This is a genomic window from Acidobacteriota bacterium (assembly GCA_016713675.1).
GTDB lineage: Bacteria > Acidobacteriota > Blastocatellia > Pyrinomonadales > Pyrinomonadaceae > OLB17.
On the sequence record JADJOS010000001.1, the window covers coordinates 497,512 to 515,490 of the forward strand.

General features: G+C 51.9%; 12 protein-coding genes and 1 pseudogene. 10 read left to right on the top strand and 3 right to left on the bottom strand.

The features are described from left to right. The first annotated feature begins 60 nt into the window (after positions 1-60). The 4 genes from IPK01_02235 (at position 61) to IPK01_02250 (ending at position 6,286) form a co-directional block, all read left to right on the top strand. Positions 61-1,047, top strand: a complete 987-nt coding sequence (locus IPK01_02235; GenBank protein ID MBK7932320.1) for a hypothetical protein — start codon at positions 61-63, stop codon at positions 1,045-1,047. Between the two features lie 102 nt (positions 1,048-1,149). Continuing rightward, complete coding sequence (locus IPK01_02240; protein MBK7932321.1) at positions 1,150-1,566, top strand: hypothetical protein; 417 nt, start codon at positions 1,150-1,152, stop codon at positions 1,564-1,566. 647 nt (positions 1,567-2,213) lie between these two features. Next, on the top strand, positions 2,214-2,864 hold the full coding sequence (ribA, locus tag IPK01_02245; protein ID MBK7932322.1) for a GTP cyclohydrolase II: 651 nt from the start codon (positions 2,214-2,216) through the stop codon (positions 2,862-2,864). A gap of 257 nt (positions 2,865-3,121) precedes the next feature. Next, positions 3,122-6,286 carry a TonB-dependent receptor gene (locus IPK01_02250; protein ID MBK7932323.1) on the top strand — a complete coding sequence of 1,055 codons (3,165 nt, stop codon included), beginning with the start codon at positions 3,122-3,124 and terminating at the stop codon, positions 6,284-6,286. Between the two features lie 646 nt (positions 6,287-6,932). Here IPK01_02250 and IPK01_02255 read toward each other — a convergent pair. Together IPK01_02255 and IPK01_02260 are read right to left on the bottom strand one after the other, a co-directional pair. Next, the gene (locus tag IPK01_02255; protein ID MBK7932324.1) at positions 6,933-7,385 is read right to left on the bottom strand and encodes a hypothetical protein; all 453 of its coding nucleotides are present in this window, start codon (positions 7,383-7,385) and stop codon (positions 6,933-6,935) included. Between the two features lie 262 nt (positions 7,386-7,647). Beyond that, positions 7,648-7,956: a carboxypeptidase regulatory-like domain-containing protein gene (locus IPK01_02260; GenBank protein MBK7932325.1), complete on the bottom strand. Its 309-nt coding sequence runs from the start codon at positions 7,954-7,956 to the stop codon at positions 7,648-7,650. A 124-nt stretch (positions 7,957-8,080) separates the two neighbouring features. Here IPK01_02260 and IPK01_02265 point away from each other — a divergent pair, with 124 nt between their 5' ends. From IPK01_02265 to IPK01_02290, 6 genes are all read left to right on the top strand, one after another. Further along, positions 8,081-8,383 (top strand): hypothetical protein, encoded by a 303-nt coding sequence (locus IPK01_02265; GenBank protein ID MBK7932326.1) that lies wholly within the window; start codon positions 8,081-8,083, stop codon positions 8,381-8,383. Beyond that, positions 8,286-9,218 (top strand): HD domain-containing protein, encoded by a 933-nt coding sequence (locus tag IPK01_02270; GenBank protein ID MBK7932327.1) that lies wholly within the window; start codon positions 8,286-8,288, stop codon positions 9,216-9,218. Before IPK01_02265 ends, IPK01_02270 begins: the two co-directional genes overlap by 98 nt. Before the next feature lie 123 nt (positions 9,219-9,341). Next, positions 9,342-10,247 (top strand): hypothetical protein, encoded by a 906-nt coding sequence (locus IPK01_02275; GenBank protein ID MBK7932328.1) that lies wholly within the window; start codon positions 9,342-9,344, stop codon positions 10,245-10,247. A 240-nt stretch (positions 10,248-10,487) separates the two neighbouring features. After that, positions 10,488-10,997 (top strand): 1-acyl-sn-glycerol-3-phosphate acyltransferase, encoded by a 510-nt coding sequence (locus IPK01_02280; protein MBK7932329.1) that lies wholly within the window; start codon positions 10,488-10,490, stop codon positions 10,995-10,997. A gap of 72 nt (positions 10,998-11,069) precedes the next feature. Further along, the gene (locus IPK01_02285; protein ID MBK7932330.1) at positions 11,070-12,353 is read left to right on the top strand and encodes a hypothetical protein; all 1,284 of its coding nucleotides are present in this window, start codon (positions 11,070-11,072) and stop codon (positions 12,351-12,353) included. Positions 12,354-12,371: 18 nt separating this feature from the next. Beyond that, a complete protein-coding gene (locus IPK01_02290; protein ID MBK7932331.1) occupies positions 12,372-13,094 on the top strand; it encodes a M13 family metallopeptidase in 723 nt (240 codons plus the stop codon). Between the two features lie 458 nt (positions 13,095-13,552). Here the strand turns inward: IPK01_02290 and rpoC are convergent. Continuing rightward, positions 13,553-17,848: pseudogene (rpoC, locus tag IPK01_02295) on the bottom strand (DNA-directed RNA polymerase subunit beta'). Positions 17,849-17,979 lie beyond the last annotated feature (131 nt).

Consider the following 17,979-nt stretch of genomic DNA (forward strand, 5'->3'; position numbering starts at 1 on the left):
TAGGCTGCTCATTCAAATTTGTTTATAATTACGGGCAAATAAATTGCTCACTCTCAACCGATGAATGATTCTCTCCAAAAATTAGCCGATTCGATGATCGCCGGTATTTACGCCGGTTGCTACGAAAACGAGCCTAATTTTGGTGTTTCGGCTGACACATTCAACGCGTCGCTAAACAAGACCGCCGCGAAATATCTCTTTGCCGCCTCGTCTGAGCCCGTTACAGAATCAGACCTTCGGGAATTTCTCGGTCAGATCCAGGCAGACGATCTGTTTATGGCTCTCGCCTGCTCGGCTGGCAATGAACGTGCCTGGTGGGAATTTGATCAGCAGCACCGGTCCTACATGGAACGCGTCGCCCGTCACCTCGCCAAGACCGACATCGACGCTCAGGAAGTTATCGACAGTGTTTACGTCGAATTATATGGAACACGCGTGGTTGACGGTGAACGCGTCTCAAAATTTGCAACCTACAGCGGCCGTGGCTCTCTTCGCGGTTGGCTCCGGACGGTAATATGGCATTCAGTCGTCGATCTCCATCGTGCTAGCCACGACGAAGTTTCGCTCGACGAAATGACCGAGACGATCGGTGAAGGTGCCGCTCACGCCAATTTTGCGGCTCCACCATCCGGCGGCGAAGATGCCGTTTTCGAAGAGATGGCCGTCAATCGCTACCGAACCGCCACGGTGTCGTCTCTTAACAACGCTTTCCGCTCACTCGACGATCACGAACGGCTCTTGCTGATGTACTACCACGTCGATAATCTAAAGCTGCGAGAGATCTCGCGACTGGTTGAAAACGAAACTTCGCCGCTCCGCGGATGGTTCCAGCGAAAGTCTGCAACGCGCGACCAGCCCGGAGCCAAGATCCACGAATCGACCGTAATGCGTTGGCTCGAAAAGAGTTATGCCAAAGTGCTGCAGCTTTTCCGCGACGAACTTACCAATGTTCACAATCTCAAAAAGGAGGAGATCGAGATCTGTCTTGGCCTTGCAACACAAGACCTTTCCGGCGGCGATATTTATCGAAACTTGACGGCAAAATGATCGCTCACGCTCGTCTAGTTTAAGGAGATCAAGTCGCATACAAAATACTTACGCAAAAAGTTTTGCGATCTGCGTCTAGTATTCGGGAGGTTCATAATTGAGATGGGAAACATAGAAAAGATCAACAATACGGACGAGAGGTTCCAGGCATTGCTTGGCAGTTTCCTTCGCGGACGCTCGTCGAACGAAGCAACTGTTAGCCATCTCGATCAGGACACTCTCAGTGCATTTGCCGAGGGCAACATCACGGAGCGCGAAGCCGCGCCGGTTGTCAGCCACCTTGCCGATTGCAATTATTGCCGGCACATCACCTCCGAACTTGTCCGGCTCGACCTCGCATTTGCCGAAAACGACAACAGTGCCCTGCTCGTCTCCGACCGCGCACCAGCAAAAGTTTCAGAAGTATTGAGCGGAATACTCTCACGGATATTCGGATCTGCCGACTCGGCCGTATTCGCTCACCAGGAACCTGATAATGATGAGAAAGCTTCTGAAGACGAAACGAAAGACGACAAATAGAGATCGCCATCGATGGATTACGAGGCTGCCGGAAATTCGCTTTCCCGGCAGCTTCTTAGTTTCTATATTTGATCGACTTGCTTCACGTCGGGGAATCGGCAATTCTCACCGCTCAAAGAAATTGCGCCTACTATATGCATCTGAGCTTGAATAATTGCATATACGGAACGCCTCGCTATCTATGATATACTTCTTATTGGCCTCAAAATTATCGCAGCGAAGAGGCGTGATCTTTGAAAAAATAGGTGGTCTAGGGCAAAGGAGGTCGGGGAAAACTTGTCCCAAAGAGACTTCGCCAGCCGAAATTGTTAAGCCTACTGTTTCCAGCAGTTTAGCTTTTTTTTGATCCGCGGAGATTTTTTTCAGATTTTGGCGAAAATTTCACGGTCAAACACTGCAACTCTATTGTTTTCAGTTACTTCCCTGTCCCAGACATGAGCGGGACAACTGCGGGACAAGATATTAAAGTTTTGGCCAATTTTTCCCGTGAGAGCGAGGAATAGTACGCCGTGCGAAACTAGTTTCGGGCATTGATCCGGATAGAGGCGGCATGGTCGATACGATCGAAAATTCGATCCGCTTTGAAGAGAATTGTTGTTTATAGATTTTGTTCGCGTTAAAGTTTATAATCCAGCAATAGGAAAAAGATGCTAGAAAACTCCGGTCAACCTGAAAGCAGTCCCGATTGCCGGGGGGCCTCCCGCACAGTCACTGTCGAACGTGTGGCCACTGCCAAACTGCCAACGCAGATCGGCGAGTTCAACATCACCGGTTACCGCTCGCTCACCAGCGATGAGGAGTTTGTTGTCATTTATAAGGGCGAGATGGAGGCAGACGTGCCGACTCTTGTACGTATTCACTCGCAGTGTCTGACGGGTGACGTCTTCGGATCGATCAAATGCGATTGCGGCCCGCAGCTTCACAAGGCGATGGAAATGATCGAGGCCGAAGGCCGCGGAGCTATCGTCTATCAACAGCAGGAAGGCCGCGGCATCGGCATCATAAACAAGATCCGGGCCTACGCACTGCAGGACGAAGGTGCCGATACTGTCGAGGCCAATGAGCAGCTCGGATTCGCAGTGGACAGCCGAGATTATCAGCAGTGTGCCGAGATCTTGTTCGATCTTGGATTATGCAAGGTCCGCGTGATCTCTAACAATCCCGACAAATTGAAAGCTCTTGAAACAGCCGGACTCAGGATAGTTGAACGAATTCCGATCGAAGTGGCAGCCGAGAAGCCCGCAGCCCATTATATGAGGACAAAAAAGGAAAAAATGGGCCATTTGATCAATTTTTGATTCGAAAAATCCAAATTCGTGAATATATTACGATAAATTGAAATCCCGCATTGAAATTCGCTCATCATCCCGCAGGTAACCCTGACGACAAGTCATTTGTTTTCAACACTTTAACATCCAACACCGCAATGGTTTCCCAATGGCTTCAGAATTGCATTAAGTAAGGTGTATTTTGCGCATCGGTTGAGTATTTTAAATGGTTTGATCGATTCGCTTATGTATTTAACTTCACGACTCTAATTTTTTAGGAGATAAAAATGAACAAGAACTTCAAATTTATTACCGCAGCTCTTTCGCTGGTCTTTTGCTTCACGGCAATTGCATTCGGCCAAAAGACCACGGGTAATGTTGAAGGAACCGTAACTGACCCGAATGGTGCCGTCGTAGCCGGCGCAACGGTGACGTTAAGGGCATCGGGATCAACCTCTGGTTTTTCTGCGACGACCACATCGAGAGATGACGGCTTCTTTCAATTTTCACAGATCGCTCCGGGCTCATACACCATGACCTCGACGGCGACAAACTTTAAGCGAACCACCCAGGAGATCCAGGTTTCGGTCGACAAAACGACCAACGTAAGCCCGAAACTCGAAGTCGGTGCTGGTGAGGTTACGGTCGAAGTCACATCTGACTCGGCTGTTAGTATCGATCTTGGCAATACCAAGGTTGACACGACCATCACCAAACGCATCATCGAAGATCTTCCTGCAGGCGTTACCTTTGCTTCGTTGCTCAAGATCGCTCCGAATGTCCGTCCGGAACTCGGCGGATTTCAGATTGACGGCGCCAGCGGATCGGAAAACGTGTTCATCATCGATGGACAGGAAGTTACTAACTTCCGTACCGGTTCACTCGACGGGAACTTCAACATTCCTTTCGAAATGGTTCAGGAAGTACAGGTAAAATCGACCGGTTACGAAGCTGAATACGGCGGAGCTACCGGTGGTATCGTCAACGTTGTCACCTCTGGTGGTAATGACAAATGGCGTGGATCGTTCGGTTCGTCCTTCCGAGTCGCAAAATTCCAGGGTGACCGTCGTGCGATCCTGGGTTCGTTCAACGTCGGCGGTGTCACGAACACGGCCGGTGCAACGACCTATTTCCAGCCGCCCAATGACGGCGGAACTTCTTTCTATCCGACTGCTTCGTTCAGCGGCCCGATCGCCAAAGGCAAACTTTGGTTCTCTGGTTCGTATGCACCGCAGATCGATGATGTAACACGTGACATTACGTATTTCATCACAACCGATCCGGGCAGCAGCGCACTTAACCCTGCGACGCGTGCGGTCGCTCCTGCAGGTACCGTTCGCTATCAGAGCAATACCCGTCAGGAGAATATGTTTGGTCGTTTGGATGCACAGCCGTTCAAGAGACTTCGCATGTTTGCAACATTCCTTTACAACCCGCCGGTTCAGGACGGCCTGCTTCCGGGAACGACCGAAGGCCTTAACGGCTCTCCGGCACCTGTCAATTACGGCGGCACCATTGGAACGCTTGTCGGTCCTGACCTTTATGGCCAGTATGGTGGACGTCAGAACGCCAACGCGTTCAACTCAGGCGCAACCTGGAATCCGACCAACTGGGCGATTCTGAACTTCCGCTTCGGCCGAAGCTTCCTGAATGAAAAACTTGGCTCATATTCAGTTCCGCGTATAACCCGAGTGCTTTGCTCTCAGGTTTCGGGGCCTGCTACCGCCGCTTTGACCGGTTGCACCCAGGGCTTCCAGAACGTTTCCACTAACTCACAGGTTAGCTACGACGTTTCGACCCGTACCACATTTGATGCTGATGCCGGATTTGTTGGCTTAAATGCCGGCGGACGTCACAATATCAAATTCGGTTACCAGTTGAACCGCTTGTTCAATACCGTTGATCGCGGATACGCGGACCTCGGCCTCATTCAGTTGTTCTATGGCCGTTTGGTCAACGCACTTGACGGTGGAGCAACCCCGTCAGGACCGCTTTGCCCGACCGCACCTGCTCCGCCGACCCCTGGCTGTGTACTCGGATCTGGTCTGATGACCCGTTTCGGCACGGTCGGAGAAGCCAGCAGCGACAACCACGGTTTGTTCGTTCAGGACAGCTGGCAGGTTAACAGCCGCTTGACGCTCAACCTCGGTGTCCGTATCGAAAACGAACAGGTCCCGAGCTTTGGCCCGGCTGCAACTTCGCAGGCGATCACCTTTGGTTGGGGCGACAAGATCTCACCCCGCATCGGTGGTGCATTTGACCTGACCGGTGATGGCAAGACCAAATTGATTGCTAACTATGGTTGGTTCTATGACCGCTTCAAGTATGAACTGCCCCGCGGTTCGTTTGGCGGCGATTTCTTCCGTCGTGATTTCTTTGACCTCACGCCGGCTCGCGGCTACAACTACCTCGGTTACACTTACGCCAACATTCTCGGCAACACGCCGGATATCCTTGGTGGACAGTGCCCGATCGTTGGCGGTACCGGATATTCGATCTGTCAGCGTGATTTCCGTATCGCGACGAACATCATCGGAGCCGATATCTTTGAATCAGGCGGTATCGATCCTGACATCAAGGCCGCTCGTCAGAGCGAATACACATTCGGACTTGAGCGACAGCTTGGCCAGAACTTTGTTCTTGCCGGACGTTACACGCACAAGCAGGTTGACCGTGCTATCGAAGACGTCGGCGTTTTCAACGCTCAAGGTTCGGAAGCATACATCATCGGAAACCCGGGACTTGGCCTCGTTTGCGAAATTTCGCGTCAGGGCAACTATCCTTGCACGAAAGCTAATCGTAAATACGATGCTATCGAAGTTCGTTTGGACAAACGTGCTACTAACTACTTCTTCAATATTAACTACACCTGGAGCCGTCTATTCGGTAACTACTCAGGTTTGGCAAGTACTGACGAAGGCGGACGTAACAGCCCGAACGTAAACCGTTACTTCGACCTTCCGCCCCTCGGCTTCACCGCTGACGGCGATCCGGATAACGGACTTCTTGCAACAGATCGTACGCATGTCGTCAAGGCATACGGCGGTTATTCATTTGATTGGAAGAGCAACGGTGTCAACCGCACCAGCGTCAATGCTTTCACGACCATCCAGTCGGGAACTCCGTTGACCACGATCTACAATCTGTACAGCTTGGGAACCACGATCCTCAACGGACGCGGAGACCTCGGCCGAACAGAAATGTTTACGGAAACCGACATCGGTATCAATCATCGCTACAAGTTCGGACGTGACAATCGCTTCGCTATCGAAGGATTCCTCGATATCCGCAACTTGTTCAATGAAAGCAATGTACTTGGAGTACAGAATAACATTAGCGGAGTAAACTTTGCTGGTGGACTGCTATACGGGCGGCGTAGCGGGCCAGCAACCCCAATGCTGGTAATCCTTCGACGCGCTGGTCCTTGGCGGCTGCACCACATGTCAGGGTGAACTTCAGGTATTCCAGACAATATTCAACGGTACTGGAATTAGCCAGTTTGTGCTGAATTATATCAACAATAAATTGGCGTTCCTTTGGTCACCTGGGCCTTGTCCAGACACCTCAAGCCAACCGTACGCTCAACACGTACGGTCAGCCTAACTCATTCCAGGCTGGACGTGACGTCCGCTTTGGATTCCGTTTCTACTTCTAAATTATAGTTTAAGAAACGCTTTGGGCCTGTCCGGCAACGGACAGGCCCTTTTTATTTCCCGACATGCATATCCATATTGACCGGACTCAAGGTCGTCGACAGATGTCCTGCTCCGGCAATATGATTGGCTTGGCGTTACCCGGAACTGAGCATATCTCCGGAACCCCTTAGGCAGATATCGCACACTGCATCGAGCAAGCTATCGGAAAGATATTCGTTGATGTTGCAGCGATCCTGATACAGCTCAAACTCGGTTCACTTGAAGAATTATGACAAATACGGGGTTTGAACACTCCGCCGGTCATTCGTATCCGATGAGAAGTTGGGGAGGTCTTGCGAGAAGAACGATCGGAAACTCTCGGAGCGGAGATGATCCTTCCTGGGCATAAAAAAGAGGCTGTCTTGCCAGACAGCCTCATATACCGGTCAGATCTGAAACAATATCAATTCGAAGGCTTTGATTTAGCTCTAAGATCCGCGATCAGCTTTTTGGTCTTCTTTTCATCTTCACCCGTAGCTCCGCTTGTTTTGAGGTAAAGTTCAAGTTCCGCCGCGGCCTCGCCATATTTCTTCATATCGTTTGCATATAGCTGGGCAAGTTCCTTATGGATCTCCGGCACCTTGGACGCTGAGAGCTTTTTAGCAAGCAGATAATGAGTTTCCGCGTCGGCAAAATTGCTGTCACGCCGCTCGATCTTGCCCATAAGCATCAGTACCTGCAGCGATCCGGGAGCCATCGAAAGCGCTTCTTTCGTAGCGGTTCTCGCAGCCTTATTGTACTTATCGCCAAGGTTGTAAAAGTCAAAACCCAGGTAATAGAAAGATGTTGCACTTTTCGGATTGATCTCGACTGCCTTCAAAAATACTCCGGCAGACTCGAGATACTGTTTTCTCACAAATAACTCCGTTCCGAAACGATGAAGCATTGTAGTAGTTTGGAAATAGCTCAAGGGCTTTCTTTATTCCTTGAAAAGCTTCCGAATCGCGTTTACTTGCAAAATCCTTCAAGGCCTGATCATATGAATCCTTGGCGGCCTTTGGAATATCCTGCGCGAACACAACACCCATTTCCGACTCCTTAAGCCCGCCTTTCTTCGGCTGAAGGAAAAAATCCTGGACAATGGTCGAAACTCCCTCGGTGCCTCTGACGGTCATCGTTTAGATCTCGATCGGGACGTCCTGATCCGCAAGATCATATCGGAACGCGAGAACACGTATTGTGAAGCGTCCGTCACTCAATCCGCCAAAGTAGTATCGACCGGTGGCATCGGTCTTGGTACGATTGAGCGATTGATAGAGATCATTCAATATCTCGACATCCACGTCAGGCAATGGGTTTCGCTGCTTGTCGTAGACCGTGCCCTGCACACTACTCGCAACGGGCGTACCCGCGGAACCTAATACAGCCCCGGCAGCCAATAATGACACGGCAGAGATCATAAGTAGTCGTTTGTAAATTGGTTTCATTGCAACCTCCAGGTAATAAGAACGAAATTGATAGGAAGAGTGAATTATATCATCAACCTATTTTGATGTGTAGTTTTCGCCTTATCCTGTTAAAATTCGAGCTTAGACCTCGGGATAATTCGTTATGAGCAAACACGGACGAGAGCGGATCTATCGAGATTCGGTGCACAATATTATTCGCGTCGGTAATGGTTCGACCGATGGTCAATTGCTCGTGTCGCTGATCGACACCCCGGAATTTCAGCGGCTGCCGTGTCCGGCAGCTAGGGCTAGCGTATTTTGCATATCAATCGGCAGAACATTCACGATTTACGCATTCACTTGGAGCATTGCATCTGGCAACGCGTTCACTCGATCGTTTGCGGCTGAGATATTCGATCAGCGGCGAGGAATATTCCGCAGTGCGGATCGCCGCACTTCTGCATGACGTAGGCCACGGTCCGTATTCACATGTTGTTGAGTCGATCCTCGGTTTCCATCACGAGCAATTTTCGATCGACTCGATATTGAGCACCGAAACCGCGATAGGCCGCCTGTTGTATGATCACTCCCCTGATCTTGCTGCGGACGTGGCGTCGATCATTCGCGGCGATTTTCGCCGGCGGGCACTGGCTCAGCTTGTATCGTCACAACTCGATGTCGACCGAATGGACTATTTGCTCCGAGACAGCTTGATGACCGGTGCCAAATACGGCATCTACGACCTTGAGTGGATCATAAAATCGATCGAGATCAACGAGGCCGAGGACCATCTTTATATCTCAGCTCCGGGCATTTATGCCGTCGAAGATTATCTGCAGGCGAGGTACTATATGTTTCGTCAGGTCTATTTTCACCGAACGCTTCGATCAGCTGAGGCCGTGCTCAAACTGCTGCTTAGACGTGCCCTTCAGCTGTTTCGTAACGGTGGAGATGTTTGGTACCGGCCCAATACGCCATTCGAAAATGTACTTCGCGGACAGAAATTGACTTTGACCGAACACCTCGCCCTCGATGATACTGACGTGCTCTTTTATATCAAGCAATGGCGCACATCGACGGACCAGATACTCGCCGACCTGTCCTCGCGGTTTCTCGACCGTCGGCTTTTCAAAGCATTCGATCTTGATATGCCGGCCGAGACAAGGCCGGCATTTATCGAAGGCGTCCGTCAAGTTGTCAAAGACCACGGCTTCGATCCCGATTATTACGTGATCGAGGACGAAGCGGAAATTCGGATCATTATTTTTATACCAAGGACAAATCGGACGCCAAAGATCTGATATATGTCGAGCACGGTTTTGCTAAGCCGTCGATCCGCGAGATATCTGAGGTCAGCGCAGCCGTTCGAGGACTACAAGAGGGCTATTCGCTTCACCGTATTTGTTTTCCTTCCGAGCTAAAAAATGAGATCGGCCGGCTTTATCATAAAAACTAAGTTCTCGAGTGGAAAGGTAAAAGGTGCGCATAATTGGAGCCCCATTCTTTTCATCAGCTTACTCTTGTGTATTTTCACCGTTTCGGTAGAAGCCCAGATCGTCGCTGTGCTGGAACCGAATGCTGAACCGGTCTCTGACCTTGTTCCCAAACTCAAAGGCGACCTTTCGGCTCATCTTGATACACTTGACCCATCGCTTGTCGAAGCGGCCTTCAAGGCTTCGAAGCATAGCGATCCATACAATATGACCTCCGAAGAGGCCAAGATCACTGGTTCGGCGATCGGGTGTGACTTCCTACTCCTTATAAAGACGGGAAACCTAAGGCGAACGTCATTTGAACGGCCCGAGTATTACGAATCGTTCGCTGCGATCTATGTCGTTAGTTCACGCACCGGACGACTCGCATATTGGACGATCCGAAACGCCGAGCAAAGAACTCAGGCAGAGGCCAATACCAAGCTGCTCGCTCTTATCCCGGCTATGGCCCTCGATCTTGCGGCAACGATCAAAGGAGCTCATAAGCTGGAGATCGTCGAACATCGCCCTTTGAACATAGCAGAGCCGCCGCTGCCGGTACGCCGGATGCAAAAGGCTTTATTGCCCCGATCCCTTATCGACGCATCAAACCCGAATATTCAGAGACGGCCTATCTCTACAACGTCACCGCGACGGTCGAGATTCTCGTCGACCTCGATGCTGCCGGCTCTGTCACCCGGAACCGAGATCGTCCGCTGGGCTGGGTTCGGGCTCGATGAATCGGTCCAAAAAGCGGTGCGAACGATGAACTGGCGACCCGCGGAACGTGACAAAAGGACTTTGCCAATGCGCGTTTTGCTTCGGTACAATTTCAAAAAGGCCGAAGCCAAACCGTGATCTATGCAAACTGTTCGGGCCACCGTCAAAACAATTCTCTTCACAGTATCGACGCTTGGGCTTTATTTCTTTTTGGCTCATCACGCATTACTTTGTTCCAAACAAAATACATTGGCGTCAGTCGATCTTTTACTGGTGGACGCTCAGCTTTGCAAAAATATCGGCAATGCGGCTTGAGGTCATCGGCACCGCGCCAAAGCCGCCGTTTTTCTGGTCTGCAATCACCTCAGCATTGTCGACATGTCAGCATTGCGAGTTGCTGCAATGGGAGTATTTGTCGCCAAGAGCGAGGTCAACGGTTGGCCGGTCGCAGGCCGGATCATACGCGATATGGGTACCATCTTTATCGACCGTCAAAATCGCCGCGACATTCCGCGTGCCGGCGAAGAGATCATAAAACGCCTCGACGACGGCGAAGGTGTGATCGTCTTTCCCGAAGGTACAAGCACCAAAGGCGAAACTGTGCTGCCCTTTAACTCGTCGTTTCTACAATTTGCCGCCGTCAAAAATATTCCGGTCTCGTATGCCTCGATAAGCTACCGGATGCCGCCCGGCGGAATGTCGGCAAATCAGGCTATTTGCTGGTGGGAGGACATCAGTTTTTTCGAGCATCTCTGGCGAATTTTCAAACAACCTGAGTACACCGCGACCGTTACATTCGGTGAAACTCCGATCCAGAACCAGGACCGCAAACTGCTCGCTGCCGAATTGCGTGACCGTGTGGCCGAGATGTTCGTTCCGGTCTTGTGATCCGGTACGTTTCGACATAAACTTTTGTTAATTCCCTCCGTATTAACACGACTTTTCTTACAGGAGCAAACTATGCCTAAACACCTTTTCCGTTCAATGACGGTCTTCGTTATTTTGATGTCGATGTACTCGTCCACCCTTGCCCAGAGCACCGGGTTTGATACCGGCCGAATGGACCGTTCGGTGGATGCCTGCCAGGACTTTTCGAATACGCCAATGGCACTTGGCTTAAGAATACTCAGATCCCTCCGACCGAATCCCGCTGGGGAACCTTCCAATATTCTCGGCGATTCGAACAGCGCTTTGTTGAAAACGATCCTCGAAAAAGCGGTTACAGCAAAAGCAACGAAAGGCAGTGATCAGCAGATGATCGGTGACTATTACGCATCCTGCATGGACGAAGCGTCGATCGAAAAGGCGGGCCTCAAGCCGATCAAACCGTATCTCAAGGAGATCGAATCGCTGAAATCGTCAGCAGATATCGTCAAATTGATCGGGAAGATGCATAATGCTCCTCTTCCTGCCCTTTTCGGTTTCGGTGCCGGGCCCGATCTGAAAGATTCGAACGCCGTGATCATAAACGCCGGTCAAGGCGGACTGACCTTGCCGGGCAAAGATTACTACACCAAAGACGATGCCAAATCTGTAGAGACGCGTGGCAAATTCGTCGAATACATGACGAATATGTTCAAGCTGCTCGGAGATGCTCCAAATTCTGCAGCAGACCATGCCGCCAAGGTCATGGAGATGCAGACCCGTCTTGCCAAGGCATCACTTGCTCAGACCGAGATGCGAAATCCGGACACTCGCTACAACAAGATCACAATGGCTGCGGCACAGGATCTGACTCCGAATCTCTCTTGGGCAACCTATATGGCGACACGCGGCGTGACTCCCGAAGCCACCATTAATCTCGCCCAACCTAATTTCTTTAAAGAAGTGAACGCGATGCTCACGTCCGTTCCCGTCGAAGACTGGAAAGTATATTTCCGCTGGATGACGATAAACTCGACCGCTCCGGCCCTGCCCAAGGCATTCGCCGACGAAAACTTCAATTTCTTCGGCAAATATTTAGCCGGTCAAAAGGAACGCCAACCACGTTGGAAAACCTGCACTCAGGCCGTTGACGGTGCACTCGGAGAAGCACTCGGAATGGAGTACGCAAAGATCGCGTTTAAGCCGGAGGCGAAGGCAAGGATGAACGAACTCATCGACAACCTGATGGTCTCGATGAAAGAGCGTATCGACGGACTCAAATGGATGAGTGCCGAGACCAAAAAACAGGCTCATGCAAAGCTCGCGACGTTCAAACGAAAGATCGGCTATCCTGATGTCCTTCGCGGATATGCGGGCTGACGATCGACCGCAAATCGTATGCGGGCAACATTCTGCGGTCGAATCAGTTTCCAGATCGCGCGTAACTTTAAGGACCTCGGCAAACCGCGTGACAAGACGCGCATGGGCATGACACCGCCGACGGTCAACGCCTCGTACAACAGTGTCAACAATGACATCACTTTCCCGGCCGGGATCCTGCAGCCGCCGTTTTTTAATTTCAACGCTGACGACGCCATAAATTATGGTGCTATCGGCGGTGTCATCGGCCACGAGATCACGCACGGATTTGACGATTCGGGCAGCCGTTTCGACGCCGACGGCAACCTGAAGATGTGGTGGACCGACGCCGACCGTAAGCAGTTCGAGAAACGTGCCGAAGGTGTCGTCAAACGGTTCAACGAGTACGAAGTCCAGCCTAACCTGTTTATCAACGGGAAACTGACACTCGGTGAGAACATCGGCGATTTTGCAGGGCTAACCGTTTCGTACTACGCGTTCAAGAAATCGATGGAAGGCAAACCTCGTCCGGCCAACATCGACGGCTTTACACCGGAACAGCGTTTCTTCCTCGGCTGGGCCCAGGTCTGGGCCGGCAAATACACGCCCGACGCTGAACGCCTGCAGGTCGCAACCAACTCTCATTCCCTGCCCCGCTGGCGCGTCAACGGCCCGATGTCGAACATGCCCGAATTCGCCGAAGCATTTGCATGTAAAGCTCCGGCCAAGATGATCCGTGAGAAGTTCTGTGAGATCTGGTAGATCGATTGGATTCTAAACTGGTCAATGGCTGTCGAAGCAATTGGCCCATTTTGCTTCGCCGACTCGTTTGAGCTGTGTCACAAATTGTCACAGTTGACACGGCTAACTGCCTGTAAACATTCAGTTTAGCTAAGTATCGGTACCGTTTACCGTCCCGTTTGTCGCTGCTGTCCCGCACGTCGTAATTCCGGAAATGTTGTAAATAGTATGGTTGCGGTATTCAAGGGTCATACCGCGAGTTTTTGAAAAACGTTTGCGACGATCGACCGAGTCAAGAATGGCGGTTTCTTTTCAAAGAGCAAAATCGGATGTGATCCATCCCTGCGAGTATATCACAAAGTGCGATCCTAATACACTCTCTCATATATGCAACGGCGTTCAGGAACAAAGGCCGCGAGCGTGGTTCTCGCGGCCTCTATATTAATTAACGTTGAGCGGACAACAGCGTCCGCACTCGATTAGAGTTCGTCGTCCGGAAGCTCGATCTTCATGGCTTCGTCGATGTCAAAGATCTCGTCATTTTCGAGCTCCTGGTTCTCGTCCACATCGAGATCGATGTCGTCATCAAAACCGTCTGCCTCGATTCCGGGAACGTCCATCGGGATCGGGAGTTCGAGGCCGCCGCGGATGTCGGTCAACTCGTCGAACTCGTCCTCCTGCTTACGATTCTCGGTCGGATCGTAGGCGACCTTGACGTTGCGGTAGTATTTCATACCCGTACCGGCCGGAATGAGGCGTCCCATGATGACGTTTTCCTTGAGACCGCGCAGATAATCGATGCGGCCCGAGATGGCAGCTTCGGTCAGGACACGAGTCGTTTCCTGGAAGCTGGCCGCCGAGATGAACGAATCGGTCGAAAGCGAAGCCTTCGTGATACCCAAGAGCAGCGGTTCGCCGACAGATGTCTGTCCGCCTTCGTCCGCGACACGTCGGTTTTCGTCTTCGTAACGGAAACGATCGACCTGTTCTTCGAGCAGGAATTCCGTATCGCCGACCTCTTTGATCTTGACCCAGCGGAGCATCTGACGAACGATGACCTCAATGTGCTTGTCATTGATGTTAACGCCCTGCAGACGATAGACTTCCTGGATCTCGTTCACGACGTAATTCTGCAATGCTCCCGTTCCGAGAACACGCAGGATATCGTGCGGGTTGAGCGGGCCGTCCATAAGCGGTTCGCCGGCACGGACGTGATCGCCTTCCTGCACGTTGATGTGCGTACCACGCGGAATGTCGTATTCGCGTTCGCTGCCATCGTCGCCGGTAACGATCAGTTTTCGTTTACCCTTTGAGATCGGTCCGAACGTGATCGTACCGTTGATCTCTGACATGACCGCCGTTTCGCCCGGACGCCGTGCTTCGAAAAGCTCGACGACACGCGGCAGACCGCCGACGATGTCTTTCGTCTTGGTGGTTTCACGCGGGATCTTAGCGATAATATCGCCGGCCTGAACCTCATCACCGTCTTCGACGTGAAGGTTGGCACTGATCGGCAACTGATAGGTCTTGAGCACCTTGTTGCCGTTGCGGATCTCGAGACGCGGCTGATTTTTCTCATCCGAATCTTTGACCACGAGACGTTTCTGGCCCGTGACCTTGTCGATCTCTTCTTCGACCGTTTTGCCTTCCTTCAGATCCTGGTACTTGATCGTACCCGAAACCTCGGAAAGAATAGCGAAGGTGAATGGATCCCAGGTGACGATGATGTCGTCTTCCTTGACCTTTTGGCCATCCTTGACGTGGATCTGAGCTCCGTAAACGATCGTGTAACGAGCTACTTCGCGGCCGCGGTCGTCCAATAGGGCGATCTCCGACTGGCGGCGAAGCGACACGGATTCACCAGCACGGTTCTTAATGACCTTGGTCTCGCCGAGATATTTGACCGTTCCATCCATCGCAGCGACGTGTTTGGTCTCCTGTTCGAGACGAGCGGTACCACCGACGTGGAAAGTGCGCATCGTCAACTGCGTTCCCGGTTCGCCGATCGACTGTGCGGCGATAACGCCGACAGCCTCGCCGATCTCGACCGTGTTGCCGGTCGCAAGGTTGCGGCCATAACATTTGACGCAGATACCGCGACGCGATTCGCAGGTCAGTGCGGAACGGATACGAACCTTTTGTAGGCCCGAAAGCTGAACGGCAGAGCCGAGGTCCTCGTCGATCTCAGTGTTTGCGGCTACGATGACGTTGCCGTCGACCGGATCGATTATGTCGTCGAGCGATGTGCAGCCGACGATTCGGTCACGAAGACTCTCGACCTCTTCACCATTACGGATGATGGCCTCAGAGTAAACACCGCGGAGCGTGCCGCAATCCTGTTCGGAAACGATCACATCCTGTGCGACGTCAACGAGGCGGCGTGTCAGGTAACCAGAATCGGCCGTTTTGAGAGCCGTATCGGCCAGACCCTTACGGGCGCCGTGCGTCGAAATAAAGTACTGCAGGACGTCGAGACCTTCGCGGAAATTCGCGAGGATCGGGTTTTCGATGATCTCGCCCGACGGCTTGGCCATCAGGCCTCGCATACCGGCGAGCTGTCGGATCTGAGCTTCCGAACCACGAGCACCTGAGTCGGCCATGACGAGGATCGGATTCAGTTCGTTGCGTTCATTCTCACGATCGTGCATCGCCTTGAACATTTCTTTAGCAACGCGATCGGTCACGTCGGACCAAATGGCCGTCACCTTGTTGGTACGTTCCATATCGGTCATTGTGGCGTCTTCGTATTGTTTGCGAAGTTTATCTACCTCTTTCAGGGCTTCGGCAATGATCGCCTTCTTGTTGGTCGGCGTCACCATGTCATCGATTCCGATCGAAACACCGGCCTTCGTGGCATACAGGAAGCCCATCGCTTTCAGATCGTCGAGCAATGCGACCGTCTGCGTGTGGCCGAGTTTAAGGTGGCAAAAAGTAACTAGGCTCTGCAAGCCTTTCTTCTTGAGAACACCATTGATATATGGCAATCCGTCGCGGGTGAGGCGTTCGTTGAGGATCGCACGGCCGGCGGTCGTTTCCATGAGAACGTCAACACCTTCGCGAACGTTGGCACGCATCACGTCCTGATTTGAATGTTCGGCCGAGAGATCGATCAGATCTCCGCGCCAACGCAGACGGATCTTGGTTTGTGTTTCGATGACGCCGGCGTCGAGTGCGAGCAGTGCGTCTTCGATCGAGTTGAAAGCCTTATTGTGTCCCTTCATCTCGTCGCGAGCGAGCGTCAGATAGTAGCAGCCCAGAACGATATCCTGCGAAGGAACCGTGATCGGCTGGCCGCTGGCGGGCGACAGCAGATTGTTCGACGCCAGCATTAGTACGCTCGCTTCGATCTGTGCCTCAGGCGACAGCGGAATGTGAACAGCCATCTGGTCACCGTCGAAGTCGGCGTTGAAAGCCGTACGAACGAGCGGATGGATCTTGATCGCCTTACCTTCGCCTAGTCCCGGCTCAAAAGCCTGAATACCAAGGCGGTGAAGGGTCGGTGCGCAATTCAATAGAACCGGATATTCGCGAATGACCTCTTCGAGAAGGTCCCAAACGATCTGCTCCTGACGTTCGACCATTTCGCGTGCCTGTTTGATGGTCGCGGCGTGCTGGTCTTTTCTAACTTGTTGTAGATAAACGGCTTGAACAGCTCAAGAGCCATTTTCTTCGGCAAACCGCACTGATGCAGTTTCAGTTCAGGACCGACGACGATCACCGAACGTCCTGAGTAATCGACACGTTTTCCGAGCAGATTCTGACGAAAACGGCCCTGCTTACCTTTGAGCGTGCCGGACAGCGATTTGAGCGGGCGATTGTTCGCACCACGCAGACACGGCCTCGGCGTCCGTTGTCAAACAACGCATCGACAGCCTCTTGCAGCATGCGTTTTTCGTTGCGGACGATGACCTCAGGAGCACGCAGCTCGATCAGTTTCTTGAGACGGTTATTACGGTTGATAACGTGGCGATAGAGATCGTTAAGATCAGATGTCGCGAATCGTCCGCCGTCGAGGGGCACGAGCGGGCGAAGCTCAGGCGGGATGACCGGAATAACGTCGAGGATCATCCAGTCGGGATGATTTCCGCTTCGTAAGAATGAGTTCGAAACCTTGAGACGCTTGGAATATTTAAGCTTCTTCTGCTGCGACGTTTCGTCTTTCATTTTGGCACGCAGCTCTTCGACGAGCTCGGCAATATCGATGGTCTGGAGCAGGTCCTTGATCGCTTCGGCCCCATTTTGGCGACGAACTGATTAGGATAATCACGCGACAATTCGCGGAAACGCTCGTCGTTGAGCAATTCCTTGGGCTTGAGATCAGGCACGTCGCCTTCGTCCACGACGATGTAGGTTTCGAAATAAAGGATCTTTTCGAGATCGCGCAGAGTGATGTCGAGCAGGTGGCCGATACGCGACGGCAGGCCTTTGAAGAACCAGACGTGCGAACAGGGCGAAGCAAGCTCGATATGGCCGAGGCGTTCGCGTCGGACCTTCGACTGAGTGACCTCGACGCCGCACTTGTCGCAGATGACGCCGCGATGCTTCATTCGCTTGTATTTTCCGCACAGACATTCCCAGTCAGAGACCGGGCCGAAGATGCGGGCGCAAAACAGGCCGTCGCGTTCCGGTTTGAACGTTCGATAGTTGATCGTTTCCGGTTTGGTGACCTCTCCGTGCGACCACGAACGGATCTTATCCGGCGACGCAAGTGAAATGCGGATCGCTTCGTAATTGGTGGTCAATTGTGTTTTGCTCTCGTTATTAAATCGAAACATATTTCTCCAAAATGATTCCAGCTATCCAAAATTTAGGATGCTTATCGCGGGTCAGAACTATTCACTCTTTTTGTCAAAACCTATGAAGGCTCTCCACATGCCAGCTCCTAATACAAGAAGAAAAAAAGATA

Coding starts and splice junctions, on each gene's coding strand:
- IPK01_02240 (MBK7932321.1), top strand. CDS start 1,150: ATGGGAAACATAGAAAAGATCAACAATACGGACGAGAGGTTCCAGGCA.
- IPK01_02265 (MBK7932326.1), top strand. CDS start 8,081: ATGAGCAAACACGGACGAGAGCGGATCTATCGAGATTCGGTGCACAAT.
- IPK01_02280 (MBK7932329.1), top strand. CDS start 10,488: ATGTCAGCATTGCGAGTTGCTGCAATGGGAGTATTTGTCGCCAAGAGC.
- IPK01_02285 (MBK7932330.1), top strand. CDS start 11,070: ATGCCTAAACACCTTTTCCGTTCAATGACGGTCTTCGTTATTTTGATG.
- IPK01_02275 (MBK7932328.1), top strand. CDS start 9,342: ATGAGATCGGCCGGCTTTATCATAAAAACTAAGTTCTCGAGTGGAAAG.
- IPK01_02290 (MBK7932331.1), top strand. CDS start 12,372: ATGCGGGCAACATTCTGCGGTCGAATCAGTTTCCAGATCGCGCGTAAC.
- IPK01_02250 (MBK7932323.1), top strand. CDS start 3,122: ATGAACAAGAACTTCAAATTTATTACCGCAGCTCTTTCGCTGGTCTTT.
- IPK01_02235 (MBK7932320.1), top strand. CDS start 61: ATGAATGATTCTCTCCAAAAATTAGCCGATTCGATGATCGCCGGTATT.
- ribA (MBK7932322.1), top strand. CDS start 2,214: ATGCTAGAAAACTCCGGTCAACCTGAAAGCAGTCCCGATTGCCGGGGG.
- IPK01_02260 (MBK7932325.1), bottom strand. CDS start 7,956: ATGAAACCAATTTACAAACGACTACTTATGATCTCTGCCGTGTCATTA.